This is a genomic window from Klebsiella sp. MBT K-1 (genome assembly GCF_002556465.1).
Taxonomy (GTDB): Bacteria; Pseudomonadota; Gammaproteobacteria; order Enterobacterales; family Enterobacteriaceae; genus Klebsiella; species Klebsiella grimontii.
Genome location: NZ_PDEL01000003.1, coordinates 233,924 through 249,296 on the forward strand (window position 1 = coordinate 233,924; position 15,373 = coordinate 249,296).

Consider the following 15,373-nt stretch of genomic DNA (forward strand, 5'->3'; position numbering starts at 1 on the left):
CGATCCTTCGTGATGGCGATCATAAATTAGACATCCTGGCCTTTGCTTTGGAACCGATACCATCTAGCGTAATAAACAACGCATCAGATTATCGTCGGGAGTATTGGAATGGCCAGAAAGATTATTGTCGTGACCGCCGCGTACGGGAATGACCATGTTAAAGCGCTGGGCGGGCAGTCCGCCGTACTGCCCTTTATCGCCGGTTCCGGCGCCGACGGCGTAGAGATCCGCCGGGAACTGTTCAGCGCGGATGAGCTGAACCGCCTGGCGGAGCTGGCCGCCGATATTGAGCGCCGCGGCCTGCTGGTTTGCTATTCCGCGCCGGAAGCCCTGTTTGCCGCAGACGGAGCGCTTAACCCCCATCTTTCCGATCTTTTACAGGAAGCGCAAACCCTTAACGCGCTGTGGCTAAAGCTCTCGCTGGGCCATTTTACCCACCACCATGGCCTGGAAACCCTGCGCGATATTTTGCGCGAGAGCGGCATGGCGCTGGTGGTGGAAAACGATCAAACCGACTGCGGCCAGCTGGCGCCGATGCAGCGCTTCAAAGCCGCCTGCCGGGTTAACCAACTGCCGATCACTCTCACCTTTGATATGGGCAACTGGCTATGGGTCGGCGACTCGCCGGAAGAGGCCGCGCGCCACCTGGCCCCGGCCGTCAGCTATATTCATGTTAAGGCGGCTGAGCCGCACCATTCGCACTTTCGCGCCGTGCCGCCGGATGAAGCCTCCGGGCGCTGGCTGGCGCTGCTCGATAACCTGCCCGCCGATGCCCCGCGCGGGATTGAATTTCCGCTGACTGGCCATGACCTGACGGCCGTGACCCGCCGCTACGTCAACCTGCTGCGCGAGGATTAAGTTATGCAAAAAGCGTTAGATGTCATCACGATAGGCGAAGCCATGGCGATGTTTGTCGCCACCGAGACCGGCGAGCTGTCTGCTGTAGAGCACTTTATGAAGCGCGTCGCGGGCGCGGAGCTGAACGTGGCGACCGGACTGGCCCGCCTCGGCCTGAGCGTCGGCTGGGTAAGCCGCGTCGGCAAGGACAGCTTTGGCCGCTTCGTCCTCAACGCGCTGGCGAAAGAGGGAATCGACGCCCGCGGCGTGAGCATCGATGACCGCTACGCTACCGGCTTTCAGCTGAAATCTAAAGTCGAAAATGGAACCGATCCCATTGTGGAGTATTTCCGCAAAGGCTCCGCCGCCAGCCATCTTTCGCCGGAGGATTTTAATGAATCATACTTCGCCGGCGCCCGGCATCTGCACTTAAGCGGCGTGGCCGCCGCGCTGTCGGAAAGCTCATACGCCCTGCTGGAGCGCGCGGCGCGCACGATGAAAGCGCAGGGAAAAACGATTTCGTTCGACCCCAACCTGCGGCCCACGCTGTGGAAAAGCGAAGCCGAGATGGTCGAGAAGCTTAACCAGCTGGCGTTTCAGGCCGACTGGGTTCTGCCGGGTTTAAAAGAGGGCATGATTCTGACCGGCCTACAAACGCCGGAAGCCATCGCCGACTTTTACCTCGGCCACGGCGTGCGTGCGGTCATCATTAAAACCGGTTCCGACGGCGCCTGGTATAAAACCGCCGACGGCGAACAGGGAGCCGTGACGGCGATAAAAGTGGATAACGTCGTCGATACCGTCGGCGCGGGCGATGGTTTCGCCGTCGGCGTGATTAGCGCCCTGCTGGAAGGAAAACCGCTGCGGCAGGCGGTGAAACGCGGAAACAAAATCGGCTCACTGGCCATTCAGGTTCAGGGCGATAGCGAAGGATTACCCACGCGCGAGGCGCTGGGCGAGTAAGTCGATTCAGCACAACGTCAGGCCGTTCTGTACCCTACCAGCAGCGCGGCGTAACGGATCTTTTCTATGATGAGCGTCACCTCACTCACAGAGGCAAACCTATGAATAGTTCAAAGAATGCAACAAAACGCTGGTGGTACATCATGCCTATCGTGTTTATCACGTATAGCCTGGCGTACCTCGACCGCGCTAACTTCAGCTTCGCTTCGGCGGCCGGAATTACTGAAGACCTGGGGATCACCAAAGGTATCTCCTCCCTGCTGGGGGCGCTGTTCTTCCTCGGCTACTTCTTCTTTCAGATCCCCGGCGCGATTTATGCCGAACGCCGCAGCGTACGTAAACTCATTTTCATCTGCCTGATCCTGTGGGGTGCCTGCGCCTCACTGACCGGGATGGTGCACAATATTCCCGCGCTGGCGGCGATCCGCTTTATCCTTGGCGTGGTCGAGGCCGCAGTCATGCCGGCGATGCTGATATACATCAGCAACTGGTTTACCAAATCCGAACGCTCGCGCGCCAATACCTTCCTGATCCTCGGCAACCCGGTGACGGTGCTGTGGATGTCGGTGGTCTCCGGCTACCTGATTCAGGCCTTCGGCTGGCGGGAGATGTTTATTATTGAAGGCGTTCCGGCGGTGATTTGGGCCTTCTGCTGGTGGGTGCTGGTAAAAGATAAACCGTCTCAGGTCAACTGGCTGGCGGAAAGCGAAAAGGCCGCATTGCAGGAGCAGCTGGAGCGCGAACAGCAGGGTATCAAACCGGTGCGCAACTACGGTGAGGCCTTCCGCTCGCGTAACGTGGTCCTGCTGTGCATGCAGTATTTCGCCTGGAGCATCGGGGTTTACGGTTTCGTGCTGTGGCTGCCGTCAATTATCCGCAGCGGCGGCGAGAATATGGGCATGGTCGAGGTCGGCTGGCTCTCATCCGTCCCCTACCTGGCGGCAACCATCGCCATGATCGTGGTCTCCTGGGCCTCCGATAAAATGCAGAACCGCAAGCTATTCGTCTGGCCGCTGCTGCTGATTGCCGCCTTCGCGTTTATTGGCTCCTGGGCCGTCGGCGCTAACCATTTCTGGGTCTCTTATACCCTGCTGGTCATTGCCGGCGCGGCGATGTACGCCCCCTACGGGCCGTTCTTCGCCATCATTCCCGAGATGCTGCCGCGTAACGTCGCCGGGGGCGCCATGGCGCTGATTAACAGCATGGGCGCGCTGGGTTCATTCTTTGGCTCATGGTTTGTCGGCTACCTGAACGGCACCACCGGCAGCCCGTCAGCCTCGTACATTTTTATGGGAGTGGCGCTTTTCGTCTCGGTATGGCTTACTTTGATTGTTAAGCCTGCTAATAATCAAAAACTTCCGCTCGGCGCACGTCACGCCTGAAACATTAACGCAACGGAGAACCGCATGAAGCCGTCAGTCATTCTCTACAAAACGCTTCCCGACGACCTGCAACAGCGTCTGGAACAACACTTTACCGTCACGCAGGTGAAAAACCTGCGTCCGGAGACCGTTTCACAGCACGCCGCCGCGTTTGCTGAGGCGGTAGGTCTGCTGGGTTCCAGCGAAAAAGTCGATACTGCGTTACTGGAGAAAATGCCCAAGCTTCGTGCAACTTCGACCATTTCCGTCGGCTACGATAATTTCGACGTCGATGCGCTGAATGCGCGTAAAGTGCTGCTGATGCACACCCCGACCGTACTGACCGAAACCGTCGCCGATACCGTTATGGCGCTGGTATTGAGCACCGCGCGTCGGGTGGTTGAAGTGGCTAACCGCGTGAAGGCCGGCGAGTGGACCAAAAGCATCGGTCCGGACTGGTTTGGCAACGATGTGCACCATAAAACCCTCGGCATCGTCGGTATGGGGCGTATCGGGATGGCGCTTGCCCAGCGCGCCCACGCGGGCTTCGGCATGCCCATTCTCTACAACGCCCGCCGCCAGCACCCGCAGGCGGAAGAGCGCTTTAACGCCCGCTACTGCGATCTCGATACCCTGCTGCAGGAAGCAGATTTTGTCTGTCTGATCCTGCCGCTGACCGAAGAGACTCATCACCTGTTCGGCAAAGCGCAGTTTGCCAAAATGAAGTCCTCCGCCATCTTTATTAACGCCGGGCGCGGCCCGGTGGTGGATGAGAAGGCGCTGATTGCGGCGCTGCAGGAAGGTGAAATTTATGCTGCCGGGCTGGACGTTTTTGAACAAGAGCCGCTGGCGAAAGACTCCCCGCTGCTGAGCATGCCGAACGTCGTCGCATTGCCGCATATTGGCTCGGCCACGCATGAGACTCGCTACAATATGGCGGCCTGCGCGGTGGATAATCTGATTGATGCCCTGAACGGCAGCGTTGAGAAGAACTGCGTGAACCCGCAGGTGAAATAAGAAAAGAAAACCCGGGCTAAGGTGAAGCCTTGCCCGGGTTGTCAGAACGGTTAACGAGTCGCGTTAACTGCCGCTGTCCACGCCTGATTAAAGGCCTGGTGCTGAGCGGCCAGCGGCCCAATCAGCGTATTATACTGACTGGCCTGCTGCGAAGTCGGGAACTGAATACCGTTCGCCACGAAGCTGACCTGAGTCTCCTGCTGCGCGATAAAATCACCCACCTGCACCAGCTGCTGGGTAAATACCTGCGCTGCCGGGATTAACGGCTGTAGTGCATTCGCCGGGGCCGTCACGACTTTATTATAGACCTGGTCGAAGACCGGCTTGAGATCGTCACCCTGTTTCAGCGCGCCGTGGGCGGCATCCGCCTGTATTTTTGCGTTCTCCAGCTGCTGGCTCAGTACGCCCAAAGCGCCGTTTGCCTGACGCAGCGGTTCGCGCTGGGTAACATAATCCTGCGGTACGCGAATCGCGTTCACGCTATCAACCACCGGACGCAAACCCGCATCCATCGCCTGGCTCACCTGCTGTGAATAACCGTAAATCACCGCGTAATCGGAAACGAAAGGCCCAAACTGTTTTTTCTGATCGGCGGTCAGCGTCGGCAGACGTTCGCCGCTACGCATTGCCGTATTTTGCAGGAAGTCGATGAACGCTTTGCGCTGATCGCCTTCTTTATCAAAACACCCACTCAGGCTAACCACCATTAACAGGGCTGCAATAGCCGCAAACCAGCGAGAGCAGGACTTTCCTGTCGCCATTTTTTTACTCCTTTCAGCCAAAAAAAGCGCAAACAGACACACACGTGTCAGACGCTGACAAGGATAGTCCAGGTCGGCCTTGCAGGATACCTTTTCCTGATAATCTTCCGCCTTTAAAACCGGGTTTTCGACGTTTTAGCGCGCGGCGGTACCCTCTGTTAAGTTCATCACAATTACCACTATCGTTCAGTGCGCAGCGGATTTATCTAATAAGCTGATTTTACTACGATTACTTTAACCTTACTCCCGAACTGCCCGTAAAGCGGACGATAATCGCACGCTTCCCTTTTCCCCCACATTGCCTGAACCGCCGTTCGATGATTTTATTAAATGAGCGATTAACGGCTCTTTGTTCGATAATCGCACAAACAACATCAACGACCGCGAGGGAGATAACAATAATCTATCTCTGTCCCCCGCACTGCCTGCCAGGAATGCCGCATGAAGAAAACAACCATCGATATTCAGGCTTTTATCAATGAACATCCCTTCACGAAATACCAGTGGATGATTCTGGCCTTATGTTTTATCACCGTCGCGATGGACGGATTCGATACCGCGATAATCGGCTTTATCGCCTCTGACCTGGTGCAGGAATGGGGCGTCGAAAAATCGGCGTTAGGCCCGGTGATGAGCGCCGCCTTAGTCGGGCTCGCGGTCGGCGCGCTGACCGCCGGACCGCTCGCCGACCGCGTTGGGCGGAAAAAAGTTCTGATTATGTCCATCGTGGTTTTCGGCGGCTTCAGCCTGCTGACCGCCTTTGCTACCAGCCTTAACCAGCTGACGCTGCTGCGTTTTCTCACCGGCCTTGGGCTGGGCGCCGCCATGCCGAACGCCGCGACGCTGATGAGCGAATATGCCCCTGAGCGGCGTAGGGCGCTGATGGTTAACCTGATGTTCGTCGGCTTTCCGATGGGCTCCTCGCTGGGCGGCTTCCTCTCCGCCTGGATGATCCCCCACTACGGCTGGCAAAGCGTACTGGTGCTTGGCGGCGTGATGCCGCTGCTGCTGGCGGTAGTGCTGATCTTTCTTCTGCCGGAATCCGCGCGCTATATGGTGGTCAAACGCCAGCCTGCCCAGCGTATCGCCGCGATTCTGCGCCGTATCGCGCCGGTTCCCGAGCAGGCTGAATTTGAGCTACGCGAAGCGGGCCAGATACAAGAGAAATCATCCATCGGCGTGATTTTCTCTCCGCGCTACGCCGTCGGCACCGTCATGCTCTGCCTGACCTACTTTATGGGCCTGCTGATCTTCTATTTGCTGACCAGCTGGCTGCCGCTGCTGATACGCGAAACCGGCGCGACGATGAGCCAGGCCTCCATTATCACCGCGCTGTTCCCGCTGGGCGGCGGTATTGGCGTGCTCATCCTCGGCGCGCTGATGGATAAGCTCAACCCAAACAAAGTGGTTGCCGTGGGCTGGCTGTTGACCGGAGTATTCGTTTGCCTGGTTGGTTTCTCAACCCATAACCTGCTGCTGATGGGAATAATGGTCTTTATCGCCGGCAGCATTATGAACGGCGCGCAATCATCAATGCCTGCGCTGGCCGCCGGTTTCTACCCCACCCAGGGACGCGCGACCGGCGTGGCCTGGATGTTAGGGATTGGCCGCTTTGGCGGTATCCTCGGCGCCTTTAGCGGCGCATTCCTGATGCAGGCCCAGCTCTCTTTCGAAACGATTTTCTCTTTGCTGGCTATCCCGGCCTTCCTGTCGGCCATCGCGCTGCTGGTCAAATATAAGCTGGGCCAGCGGCAACCCGCGGCTTCGCAAGGCGATGTGAAGAAGCTGCAAAAGGCGTAATACACCGGCCAGCGGGCGCGCGCTGGCCTTTTCCGCTTTTCTTCTTATCTGTTTACAATAATTTGCTTAACGGCTCTGTCTATTACTTTTCAGCACGTTATACCGCCTGAAACGGACGTAAAGAACCCCAGGTCATAAATAATTACCACGGTAATCATTCCTCACTTTTTTTTCCGACTATTCTTAAGAGGCTCTACACAATTCACCCTCCGCCGTATGAAAGAGAGGAGTTCTCAATGGAATATAAAGATCCTGCATTTGAACTGCTGAGCAACCTTGAACAAATTATTTTTAAAGATCAGGCCCAGGCGGCCTCGCTGACGCGTAAGCCCGCCGCAAGCATTGAATTTGACCAGCTACGCAAAGGTACCGGGCTGAAGATAGATGATTTTGCCAGCGCCATGGGCGTCAGTGTAGCAATGGTACAAGAGTGGGAATCGAGACGCGTGAAGCCCTCTCCCACAGAGCTTAAGCTGATGCGCCTGATACAGGCGAATCCGCAGCTTTCAAGACAGCTTATCGACTCATAATTTTAGCGTTTATTGGTTTCGGCTAACGGTCCTGATAAAGGACCGTTTTCATGCCAACGAAAAAAAAAGTTTGCTATCACAACGTGAACATGCGTTAATGCTCGCAGGTTTGATGTAAAGACCACAGAGCATTCGAATAGAGCAGTCCTTCAAAGGTTATCCGTTGATACCCCGGTAGTGAACTTTCCCTTTATCGCTTCAAATCTGTAGTCCAGACCGTAACGCCGAAAGGCTCATTTATTTTTTTTAAAGGTAATTCACTATGTCCGGTAAAATGACTGGTATCGTAAAATGGTTCAACGCTGACAAAGGCTTCGGCTTCATCACTCCTGACGATGGTTCTAAAGACGTGTTCGTACACTTCTCTGCTATCCAGAACGAAGGCTACAAATCTCTGGACGAAGGTCAGAAAGTTTCCTTCACCATCGAAAGCGGCGCTAAAGGCCCGGCAGCTGGCAACGTAACCAGCCTGTAAGCTTAAAAAGCTCAAAATTCTTAAGTCCCTGCCAAACGGCGGGGATTTTTTTATTTGTGCGACAAGAAACCGCCATCCCACGGATGGCGGTTTTGCATTTATCGCCGCTCAAAGCGCCATCCGTCTTCCCGCCATTCCAGACAGTGGGTCAGCTTCAGCGCCTGTAAAAAGGCGTCATCATGCGACACCACCAGCATCGCGCCGGGAAATTGCGCCAGCGCTGTTTCAATTGCCTGCGTGGACGCCAGGTCGAGATGATTGGTGGGCTCATCCAGCAGCAGTAGCTGCGTGGCTTCCCGCCGCCAGAGCACGCAGGCCAGCGCCGCCTTCAGGCGTTCTCCTCCGCTAAGGGCCGATAGCGGCAGATGGACTTTGTCCGTCCCCAGCTGTAGCTGCGCCAGTTGGCTGCGCAGCACGCCCTCTTCCAAAGGCGTATCGCCGAGATTCAGGTGCGCCATTGCGGATAATGACAGATCAAGCTGGGTCAGATGCTGGTCCAGATACGCCGCGTTTACCGATAAGCGGCAGCGTCCTGAAAGCGGCGGCTCCAGGCCCAGCAGCGTTTTAAGCAACGTCGTCTTACCGCAGCCGTTGGGACCCCGTAGCGCCACGCGCATCGGCCCATCCATGCGCCAGTCCAGCGGCGCCATAGGCGCATACGCCAGCCGCAACGCTTCCAGCTCCAGCACCTGTTTTCCCGCAGCGACCTGGCTACCGGGCAGAGTAAACATCACCGGATTGTCCTCTTCTACCCGCTCACGCGCCTGAACCACCGCATCATTTAGCGCGCTACGTTGTTCACGATGCTGGCGCTTAAGGGTTCCGGGGCGCTCTTTTGCCGCGCCTTTGTAAGCTACCCGCTCGAATGAAGCGATATTTAGCGTGTCGATAGTACGCAACGTCTGCGCGGAGCGCCGCAGACAGGCATCGTGCTCTTTGTGCATCCTTGCGCGAGTACGCCGCCGTTCAATGACAGCATGCTCCAGCGCGGCGCGAGCCGCCTGCTGCTCCAGCTCACGCTGCTGCTGATAATCCGCATAGTTGCCGCCGTAGCTACGCAAAGCTGCAGGCGTCAGCTCGAGGATGCGCGGCATCTGGGCCAGCAGCTCGCGGTCATGGCTGGCGATCAGTGCGCCACCGCGCCATTGCTCAAGCTGCTGATAGAACCACGCCCGGCCTTGTCGGTCGAGATGGTTGGTGGGTTCATCAAGCAGGAGAAAATCCGCACCGGACAAAAATGCCGCGCAGAGCTGCGCCTTCACTCTTTCGCCGCCGCTCAGCGAAGAGGCGGGCCGTGCGGGAGAAAATTCCCCTAAGCCAGCGGCCAGGAAGCCTGCATTCAAACGATCCGGAAGATCCCAAAGGCCATCAAGACGTTCGAGATCGTCAACTCGCCCTTCGCCTCGTTCAAGACGCGCCAGAGCAGAAAAAACGAATTCGAAGCTTAGCCATTCCGCCAGCGTCGTATCAGGAGTCATAGCATGCTGCTGAGCAACATAGCTTACCGAAACCATACGTTCGATATGGCCGCTCGACGGCGAGTCCAGGCCCGCCAGCAAACGCAACAGCCGGGTTTTACCGACGCCATTGCGCCCGACAAGCCCGCAGAGGGAGCCTTCCAGCGATAAATTCAGCGGACCAAAAAGCGAATCTCCCGTCGCAAACTGACAGGTGACCTGATGCAAAAGAAAAGAGGGGGATTGGGCACAATGAGCCATAAGCACTCCTGAATGAAATCAATACTTCCCCTGCTCGCCAATAGCGCGAAGCAAGGCATGAGATTCATCAGTCGTGTTTGTTCATTTGGCGCGTGCTCTCCGGTAAGACGAGGAATTCGTCGGGGCATAGGATAGCCACACACCGGTGCAAATTTCAAGCCTGTTTTTCAACATTACATAAAAGCGAAAAAAAGCCTCCTGATATCAGGAGGCAAAATATTTATTTGATGAAAAACGAAAGGGTGCATTGAAAATGCCTAACGCCGTAAGTCTGGCGGGAATCGCTCCCCGCCAGATGCTCTTACCGTTTAATTTCACAGGCTAAGAATGCCACCAGCTCGATATTCCCCTGTCTGACCTGTAATTCACACAGTGAATCACGAACCATCCAGGTGAATAATAAAATAGTGAAGCAAATCACCATTAAGCCAAACAACAGATACTTTTGCGGCATTCCTCGCCTCCGGTGTTGATTTCCAACAGGTAAGAGGCTACTCTTATGGTGTTCATGCATAGGGAAGCCTCACTTTGATTTATCATCAGGTGGGGCTTTTCTCTGTCTGTCTCCCGCTAAACGCCTGAGACAAACAGTCTCAAGCACCCGCCAGCATTCTACCGTAAATATCTGACCAGACTACGTTGGCATATTCCTAAAATATTTTTCCTGAAGCTATATATTGATCTAAAATATTACTTAGAGAATTATTAATGGTTCGCTTATTTATAGTTTACGCATAAAAAAACCTGCTCTGAGGCAGGTTTTTTTATTATTAGCGATACGCTTACTGCAACAGGGAAATATCCGCTACCTGCAGGAACAGATCGCGCAATTTGGACAATAGCGTCAAACGGTTCACGCGCACGTTCTGGTCTTCGGCGTTGACCATCACGTTCTCGAAGAATTCATCAACCGGCTCGCGCAGGGACGCCAGCTCGATCAGCGCATCCTGGTAACGCCCTTCGGCGAAGTACGGCTGCAGCTTATCGCGCAGCACGACTAAATTGCCTGCCAGTTTGATTTCAGCCGCTTCTTTCAATACGGAGGCGTGAACGATATCGTTCAGCGTAACGTCCGATTTCGCCAGAATATTGGAAACGCGCTTGTTCGCCGCCGCCAGCGCGGAGGACTCTTCGAGGGCACGGAAGTGCGAAACTGCCTTCATGCGCGCATCGAAGTCTGCCGGACGGGTCGGACGACGCGCCAGTACCGCCTGAATGGTATCGACGGTGTAGCCTTCGTCCTGATACCAGGCGCGGAAGCGTCCCAGCATGAAGTCGATAACATCATCGACTACGTTGCCGTTCGTCAGCTTATCGCCGTACAGGCGCACCGCTTCTTCGGTGAGAGTCTGCAGATCCAGATTGAGGTTCTTCTCAACAATGATGCGCAGCACGCCCAGCGCGGCGCGGCGCAGCGCGAACGGGTCTTTGTCGCCTTTAGGGTGCTGACCAATCCCGAAGATACCCGCCAGAGTATCCATCTTGTCGGCAATCGCCAGCGCGCAGGCTACCGGATTTGACGGCAGGGCGTCACCGGCAAAGCGCGGCTGATACTGCTCATTCAGGGCAACCGCCACATCTTCCGCTTCGCCATCATGGCGAGCGTAGTGCATCCCCATCACGCCCTGAGTATCGGTGAATTCGAAGACCATGTTGGTCATCAGATCGCACTTGGACAGCAGGCCCGCGCGGGTTGCGTGGTTAACGTCTGCGCCAATCTGCCCGGCGATCCAGCCGGCCAGCGCCTGAATGCGATCGGTCTTGTCGCGCAGCGTACCCAGCTGCTGCTGGAACAGCACGGTTTGCAGACGCGGCAGATTATCTTCAAGACGTTTTTTACGGTCGGTATTGAAGAAGAACTCAGCATCCGCCAGACGCGGACGCACGACTTTCTCGTTACCGGAAATAATCTGGGTCGGATCTTTCGACTCGATGTTGGCCACGAAGATAAAGTTCGGCAGCAGCTTGCCCGCGTTGTCGTAAACCGGGAAGTACTTCTGGTCGCCCTTCATGGTGTAAACCAGCGCTTCGGCAGGTACCGCAAGGAATTTCTCTTCGAACTTCGCGGTCAACACCACCGGCCATTCCACCAGGGAAGTGACTTCTTCCAGCAGGCTTTCGCTCAGATCGGCGTTGCCGCCAATTTTGCGCGCCGCTTCTTCGGCATCGGCTTTGATTTTGGCTTTACGCTCAGCGTAATCCGCAATTACTTTACCGCGCTCACGCAGGATTTCTGGGTATTGATCGGCAGAATCGATGGTGAATTCCGCTTCGCCCATAAAGCGATGACCGCGAATAATCCGGTCGGACTGTACGCCCAGAATCGTTGCCGGGATCACTTTGTCGCCCAGCAGCAGGGTCACGGTGTGAACCGGGCGCACGAAGTGCACGTCAGACGCGCCCCAGCGCATCAGTTTCGGGATCGGCAGCTTCGCCAGCGAGGTGGCGATCATGTTCGGCAGCAGCGCTTCGGTGCTCTCGCCTTTCACGTGGGCACGATACAGCAGCCATTCGCCTTTATCGGTCGCCAGACGTTCAGCCTGATCGACGGTAATACCGCAGCCGCGCGCCCAGCCTTCAGCCGCTTTGCTCGGTTTCCCTTCTGCGTCAAACGCCTGGGCAATCGCCGGGCCGCGTTTTTCGACTTCACGGTCTGCTTGCGCAGCCGCCAGATTCGCCACTTTCAGCGCCAGACGGCGCGGCGCGGCGAACCATTCAACTTTACCGTGCGCGAGGCCGGCGTTATCCAGCTCCGCGGTCACGTTCGCAGCGAAGGATTCAGCCAAGCTGCGCAGGGCTTTTGGTGGCAGCTCTTCAGTGCCGATTTCCACCAGGAAAGTTTTCTCAGACATGGCCGCCTCTTATTTATTCTTGTTGCACATCGGGAAGCCAAGGGCTTCACGGGAAGCATAGTAAGCTTCAGCCACTGCTTTGGTCAGGGTGCGAATGCGCAGAATATAGCGCTGACGCTCGGTGACGGAGATGGCTTTACGCGCGTCCAGCAGGTTAAAGCTATGGGCGGCTTTCAGAATGCGTTCGTAAGCAGGCAGCGGCAGCGGGTTTTCCAGCGCCAGCAGCTGCTGGGCTTCTTTCTCATACTGCTCGAAGCAGGAGAACAGGAAGTCCACGTCGGCGTATTCGAAGTTGTAGGTGGATTGCTCCACTTCGTTCTGATGGAACACGTCGCCGTAGGTAGTTTTACCCAGCGGGCCATCGCTCCAGACCAGATCGTAAACGCTGTCGACACCCTGGATATACATCGCCAGGCGCTCCAGACCGTAGGTGATCTCGCCGGTTACCGGCTTACACTCCAGGCCGCCAACCTGCTGGAAGTAGGTGAACTGCGTGACTTCCATACCGTTCAGCCACACTTCCCAACCCAGACCCCAGGCGCCCAGCGTCGGGTTTTCCCAGTTGTCTTCGACGAAGCGAATGTCGTGGATGGTCGGATCCATACCCAGCTCTTTCAGAGACCCAAGGTACAGCTCCTGGATATTATCCGGAGAGGGTTTTATCACCACCTGGAACTGATAGTAGTGCTGTAAACGGTTCGGGTTTTCACCGTAGCGACCATCGGTCGGACGGCGGGAAGGCTGCACGTAGGCGGTTGCCATCGGCTCTGGGCCCAATGCGCGTAAGCAGGTCATTGGGTGAGAAGTGCCTGCGCCGACTTCCATGTCCAGTGGTTGAACAATGGTGCAGCCCTGGCGAGCCCAGTAATCCTGTAAGGTCAGGATCAGGCCCTGGAAGGTCCTGGTATCAAACTTTTGCATATGATTTCGTGCTGGATACGTGTGGATTTAAAGGAAGGAGCCAGTATACCCGCTGGCTGCGAGATATACAGTATGAAACGGGATTGTTTAGGGAAAATTGCGGAAATAAGCGCCACCGCGGGCGCATTTAGCGCATGGAAAGATGCAAAAACTGCCCGTCCGGGTCAAAAGAACAGATAAAGCGTTCATTCCGCGCAGTCTTGCCCGAAAGCTCGTAGCTCCCCCGGAATTGCTCGAAATGGCTGACGTCAATCTGACGCGCGCCTGTACTGTAACGTACGGCGGCATTATCCTTGCACAACTGCGCCATATTGAGGGTCGCCTGCGGCGTTATCCGCGCTTTTTGCGCCTTCTGCGCTGGCTGAGGCGGCGGTGCGCTACAGCCCGCAAGCATGCACAGCAGCAGTCCAGAAAACGCATATTTCATCACCATTTTTTCTCGACCGCCTTGTTAGTAAATTGTTATCGTGCAGGTTACGTTAAATAACCGGCTCATTGTGCGAATTGGACCACACCTCGACAAGTCTATGACGAAAAACTCGGATTATTCCACTGCGATACAAGCGGATAAGGGCAGTCAGACCCTGTCTGAGAAGGAGAAACAGAGGTACTGATGCAGGAAAAAATACACTGGATTACCCATTTGCGCGGTATTGCCTGCCTGATGGTCGTCATGATTCATAGCACCGCCTGGTATATCACGCACCCGCACACCATCAGCCTGCTGACGTGGGATGTTGCCAATATCCTCAACTCCGCGTCTCGCGTCAGCGTGCCGCTGTTTTTCATGATTTCAGGCTATCTGTTTTTCGGCGAGCGCAGCGCTCAGCCCCGGCATTTTTTGCGCATCGCGCTGTGCATCCTCTTTTACAGCGCGCTGTCGCTGCTCTATATCACCCTGTTTACCCACATCAACGTTGAGCTATCGCTGAAGAATTTGCTGCAAAAACCGGTGTTCTATCATCTGTGGTTCTTCTTCGCTATCGTTGTCATTTACCTGCTTTCGCCGCTGGTTCAGGTCAAACCGGTGAGCGGCAAGATGCTGCTAGCGCTGATGGCGATCGTCGGGCTTTTGGCGAACCCTAATATGGTGACGGTGAAAGCGGGAGGAGTCGAGTGGCTGCCGGTCAATCTCTATATCAACGGGGATACGTTTTACTATGTGATGTACGGCGTGTTAGGGCGGGCAATCGGCATGATGAATAGTGATAAAAAATGGCTGACTGCGCTCTGCGCTGGCCTATTCATCGCGGGAGTATGGGTCATATCACGCGGCACGCTGCACGAACTGCGCTGGCGCGGCGACTTTGGCGATACCTGGTATTTATACTGCGGCCCCGCGGTTTTTGTCTGCGCGATAGCGCTTCTGACGCTGGTAAAAAATACGCTGACCAGGCGTGAGTTGCCGCTTATTGCGCTGATTGCACGCCATTCGTTAGGGATTTACGGCTTTCATGCGCTGATTATCCACGCGCTCCGCGCCAGCGGACTGGCGCTGTCCCGCTGGCCATTATTGGATATTGTCTGGATATTCAGCGCTGCGCTGCTGGGAAGTTTATTGCTCTCGATGCTGGTTCAGCGCTTTGATGTCCGCCGCTTTGTCAGTTAAGGCCGTTCTGAGGAATCTTTCTGCGCCATCTGTGCGGCCAGCGCCTTATGAGGCATCGCGGAAACGCCGTATAAGCACACAAACCAGGCCGCCACGTAGATGATCTTCTCATCCCATCCGGCGGGTACGAACCAGGCGCCGACCATCAGTAAACCGACCGACAGCAGGAGCACAAGGCGACATAGCGAAGCAAAACCATCGTCTGGCGCCTTCTCCCGCAACGTGCGTTGATGCGCTAAAATCGCGAACATGCCCATCACCAGAACGCCGAGGAAATAGCCCTTGCCGCTAAATAACGGACAGGTGCGCCAGATCCCCAGCAGATAAACCAGTGCCCCAAGGGACATCAATAGCTTAGGAATAATATTATTTTTCATGAAGCCTCCCTGGCATAAGACAGGCCCCATTGTGTACTGCCAGAACGTGATTATCCGCACTTTTCACATCTGAAACGACAAATTCGGAATATATCAATACACTCGATAACTAGATGTTTTTAAAAACATTCATTAGATGAATTCGCCCCATG

The 15,373-nt window shown here is 55.7% G+C and carries 15 protein-coding genes; 8 read left to right on the forward strand and 7 right to left on the reverse strand.

Annotated features, from left to right (window positions below; all coding sequences use genetic code 11):
• Positions 1-108 precede the first annotated feature (108 nt).
• From CMQ96_RS05735 to ghrB, 4 genes are all read left to right on the forward strand, one after another.
• Positions 109-858 (forward strand): sugar phosphate isomerase/epimerase, encoded by a 750-nt coding sequence (locus CMQ96_RS05735; RefSeq protein WP_004137816.1) that lies wholly within the window; start codon positions 109-111, stop codon positions 856-858.
• 3 nt (positions 859-861) lie between these two features.
• Positions 862-1,800 carry a sugar kinase gene (locus CMQ96_RS05740; RefSeq protein WP_098066205.1) on the forward strand — a complete coding sequence of 313 codons (939 nt, stop codon included), beginning with the start codon at positions 862-864 and terminating at the stop codon, positions 1,798-1,800.
• 101 nt (positions 1,801-1,901) lie between these two features.
• A complete protein-coding gene (locus tag CMQ96_RS05745) occupies positions 1,902-3,182 on the forward strand; it encodes an MFS transporter (RefSeq protein ID WP_098066208.1) in 1,281 nt (426 codons plus the stop codon).
• 24 nt (positions 3,183-3,206) lie between these two features.
• A complete protein-coding gene (gene ghrB, locus CMQ96_RS05750) occupies positions 3,207-4,178 on the forward strand; it encodes a glyoxylate/hydroxypyruvate reductase GhrB (RefSeq protein ID WP_004137815.1) in 972 nt (323 codons plus the stop codon).
• A 50-nt stretch (positions 4,179-4,228) separates the two neighbouring features.
• Here ghrB and CMQ96_RS05755 read toward each other — a convergent pair whose 3' ends face one another.
• Positions 4,229-4,939, reverse strand: coding sequence for a DUF3053 domain-containing protein (locus tag CMQ96_RS05755; protein ID WP_004126443.1), 711 nt, complete (start codon positions 4,937-4,939; stop codon positions 4,229-4,231).
• A gap of 441 nt (positions 4,940-5,380) precedes the next feature.
• Between CMQ96_RS05755 and CMQ96_RS05760 the strand changes: the two genes are divergently transcribed.
• From CMQ96_RS05760 to cspA, 3 genes are all read left to right on the forward strand, one after another.
• On the forward strand, positions 5,381-6,739 hold the full coding sequence (locus CMQ96_RS05760) for an MFS transporter (RefSeq protein ID WP_049130421.1): 1,359 nt from the start codon (positions 5,381-5,383) through the stop codon (positions 6,737-6,739).
• 236 nt (positions 6,740-6,975) lie between these two features.
• Entirely contained in the window at positions 6,976-7,269 is a 294-nt protein-coding gene (locus tag CMQ96_RS05765) for an HTH-type transcriptional regulator (protein ID WP_004126445.1), read from the forward strand.
• A 262-nt stretch (positions 7,270-7,531) separates the two neighbouring features.
• Positions 7,532-7,744, forward strand: a complete 213-nt coding sequence (gene cspA / locus CMQ96_RS05770) for an RNA chaperone/antiterminator CspA (RefSeq protein WP_004126446.1) — start codon at positions 7,532-7,534, stop codon at positions 7,742-7,744.
• A gap of 98 nt (positions 7,745-7,842) precedes the next feature.
• Here cspA and CMQ96_RS05775 read toward each other — a convergent pair whose 3' ends face one another.
• The 5 genes from CMQ96_RS05775 to CMQ96_RS05795 form a co-directional block, all read right to left on the reverse strand.
• Positions 7,843-9,462 carry an ATP-binding cassette domain-containing protein gene (locus CMQ96_RS05775; RefSeq protein WP_098066211.1) on the reverse strand — a complete coding sequence of 540 codons (1,620 nt, stop codon included), beginning with the start codon at positions 9,460-9,462 and terminating at the stop codon, positions 7,843-7,845.
• 301 nt (positions 9,463-9,763) lie between these two features.
• Positions 9,764-9,916, reverse strand: coding sequence for a type I toxin-antitoxin system toxin HokA (gene hokA / locus CMQ96_RS05780; protein WP_004137811.1), 153 nt, complete (start codon positions 9,914-9,916; stop codon positions 9,764-9,766).
• Between the two features lie 328 nt (positions 9,917-10,244).
• Positions 10,245-12,314 (reverse strand): glycine--tRNA ligase subunit beta, encoded by a 2,070-nt coding sequence (glyS, locus tag CMQ96_RS05785; protein WP_098066214.1) that lies wholly within the window; start codon positions 12,312-12,314, stop codon positions 10,245-10,247.
• A gap of 9 nt (positions 12,315-12,323) precedes the next feature.
• The gene (glyQ, locus tag CMQ96_RS05790; RefSeq protein WP_004126458.1) at positions 12,324-13,235 is read right to left on the reverse strand and encodes a glycine--tRNA ligase subunit alpha; all 912 of its coding nucleotides are present in this window, start codon (positions 13,233-13,235) and stop codon (positions 12,324-12,326) included.
• Positions 13,236-13,362: 127 nt separating this feature from the next.
• Positions 13,363-13,668, reverse strand: a complete 306-nt coding sequence (locus CMQ96_RS05795; RefSeq protein WP_004137809.1) for a YsaB family lipoprotein — start codon at positions 13,666-13,668, stop codon at positions 13,363-13,365.
• A gap of 180 nt (positions 13,669-13,848) precedes the next feature.
• Between CMQ96_RS05795 and CMQ96_RS05800 the strand changes: the two genes are divergently transcribed.
• Positions 13,849-14,844, forward strand: coding sequence for an acyltransferase (locus CMQ96_RS05800; protein ID WP_049130418.1), 996 nt, complete (start codon positions 13,849-13,851; stop codon positions 14,842-14,844).
• On the opposite strand, the gene yiaB is transcribed toward CMQ96_RS05800, so the two are convergent.
• Positions 14,841-15,221, reverse strand: a complete 381-nt coding sequence (yiaB, locus tag CMQ96_RS05805) for an inner membrane protein YiaB (protein WP_082237894.1) — start codon at positions 15,219-15,221, stop codon at positions 14,841-14,843. The genes CMQ96_RS05800 and yiaB overlap by 4 nt on opposite strands.
• Positions 15,222-15,373: the final 152 nt, after the last annotated feature.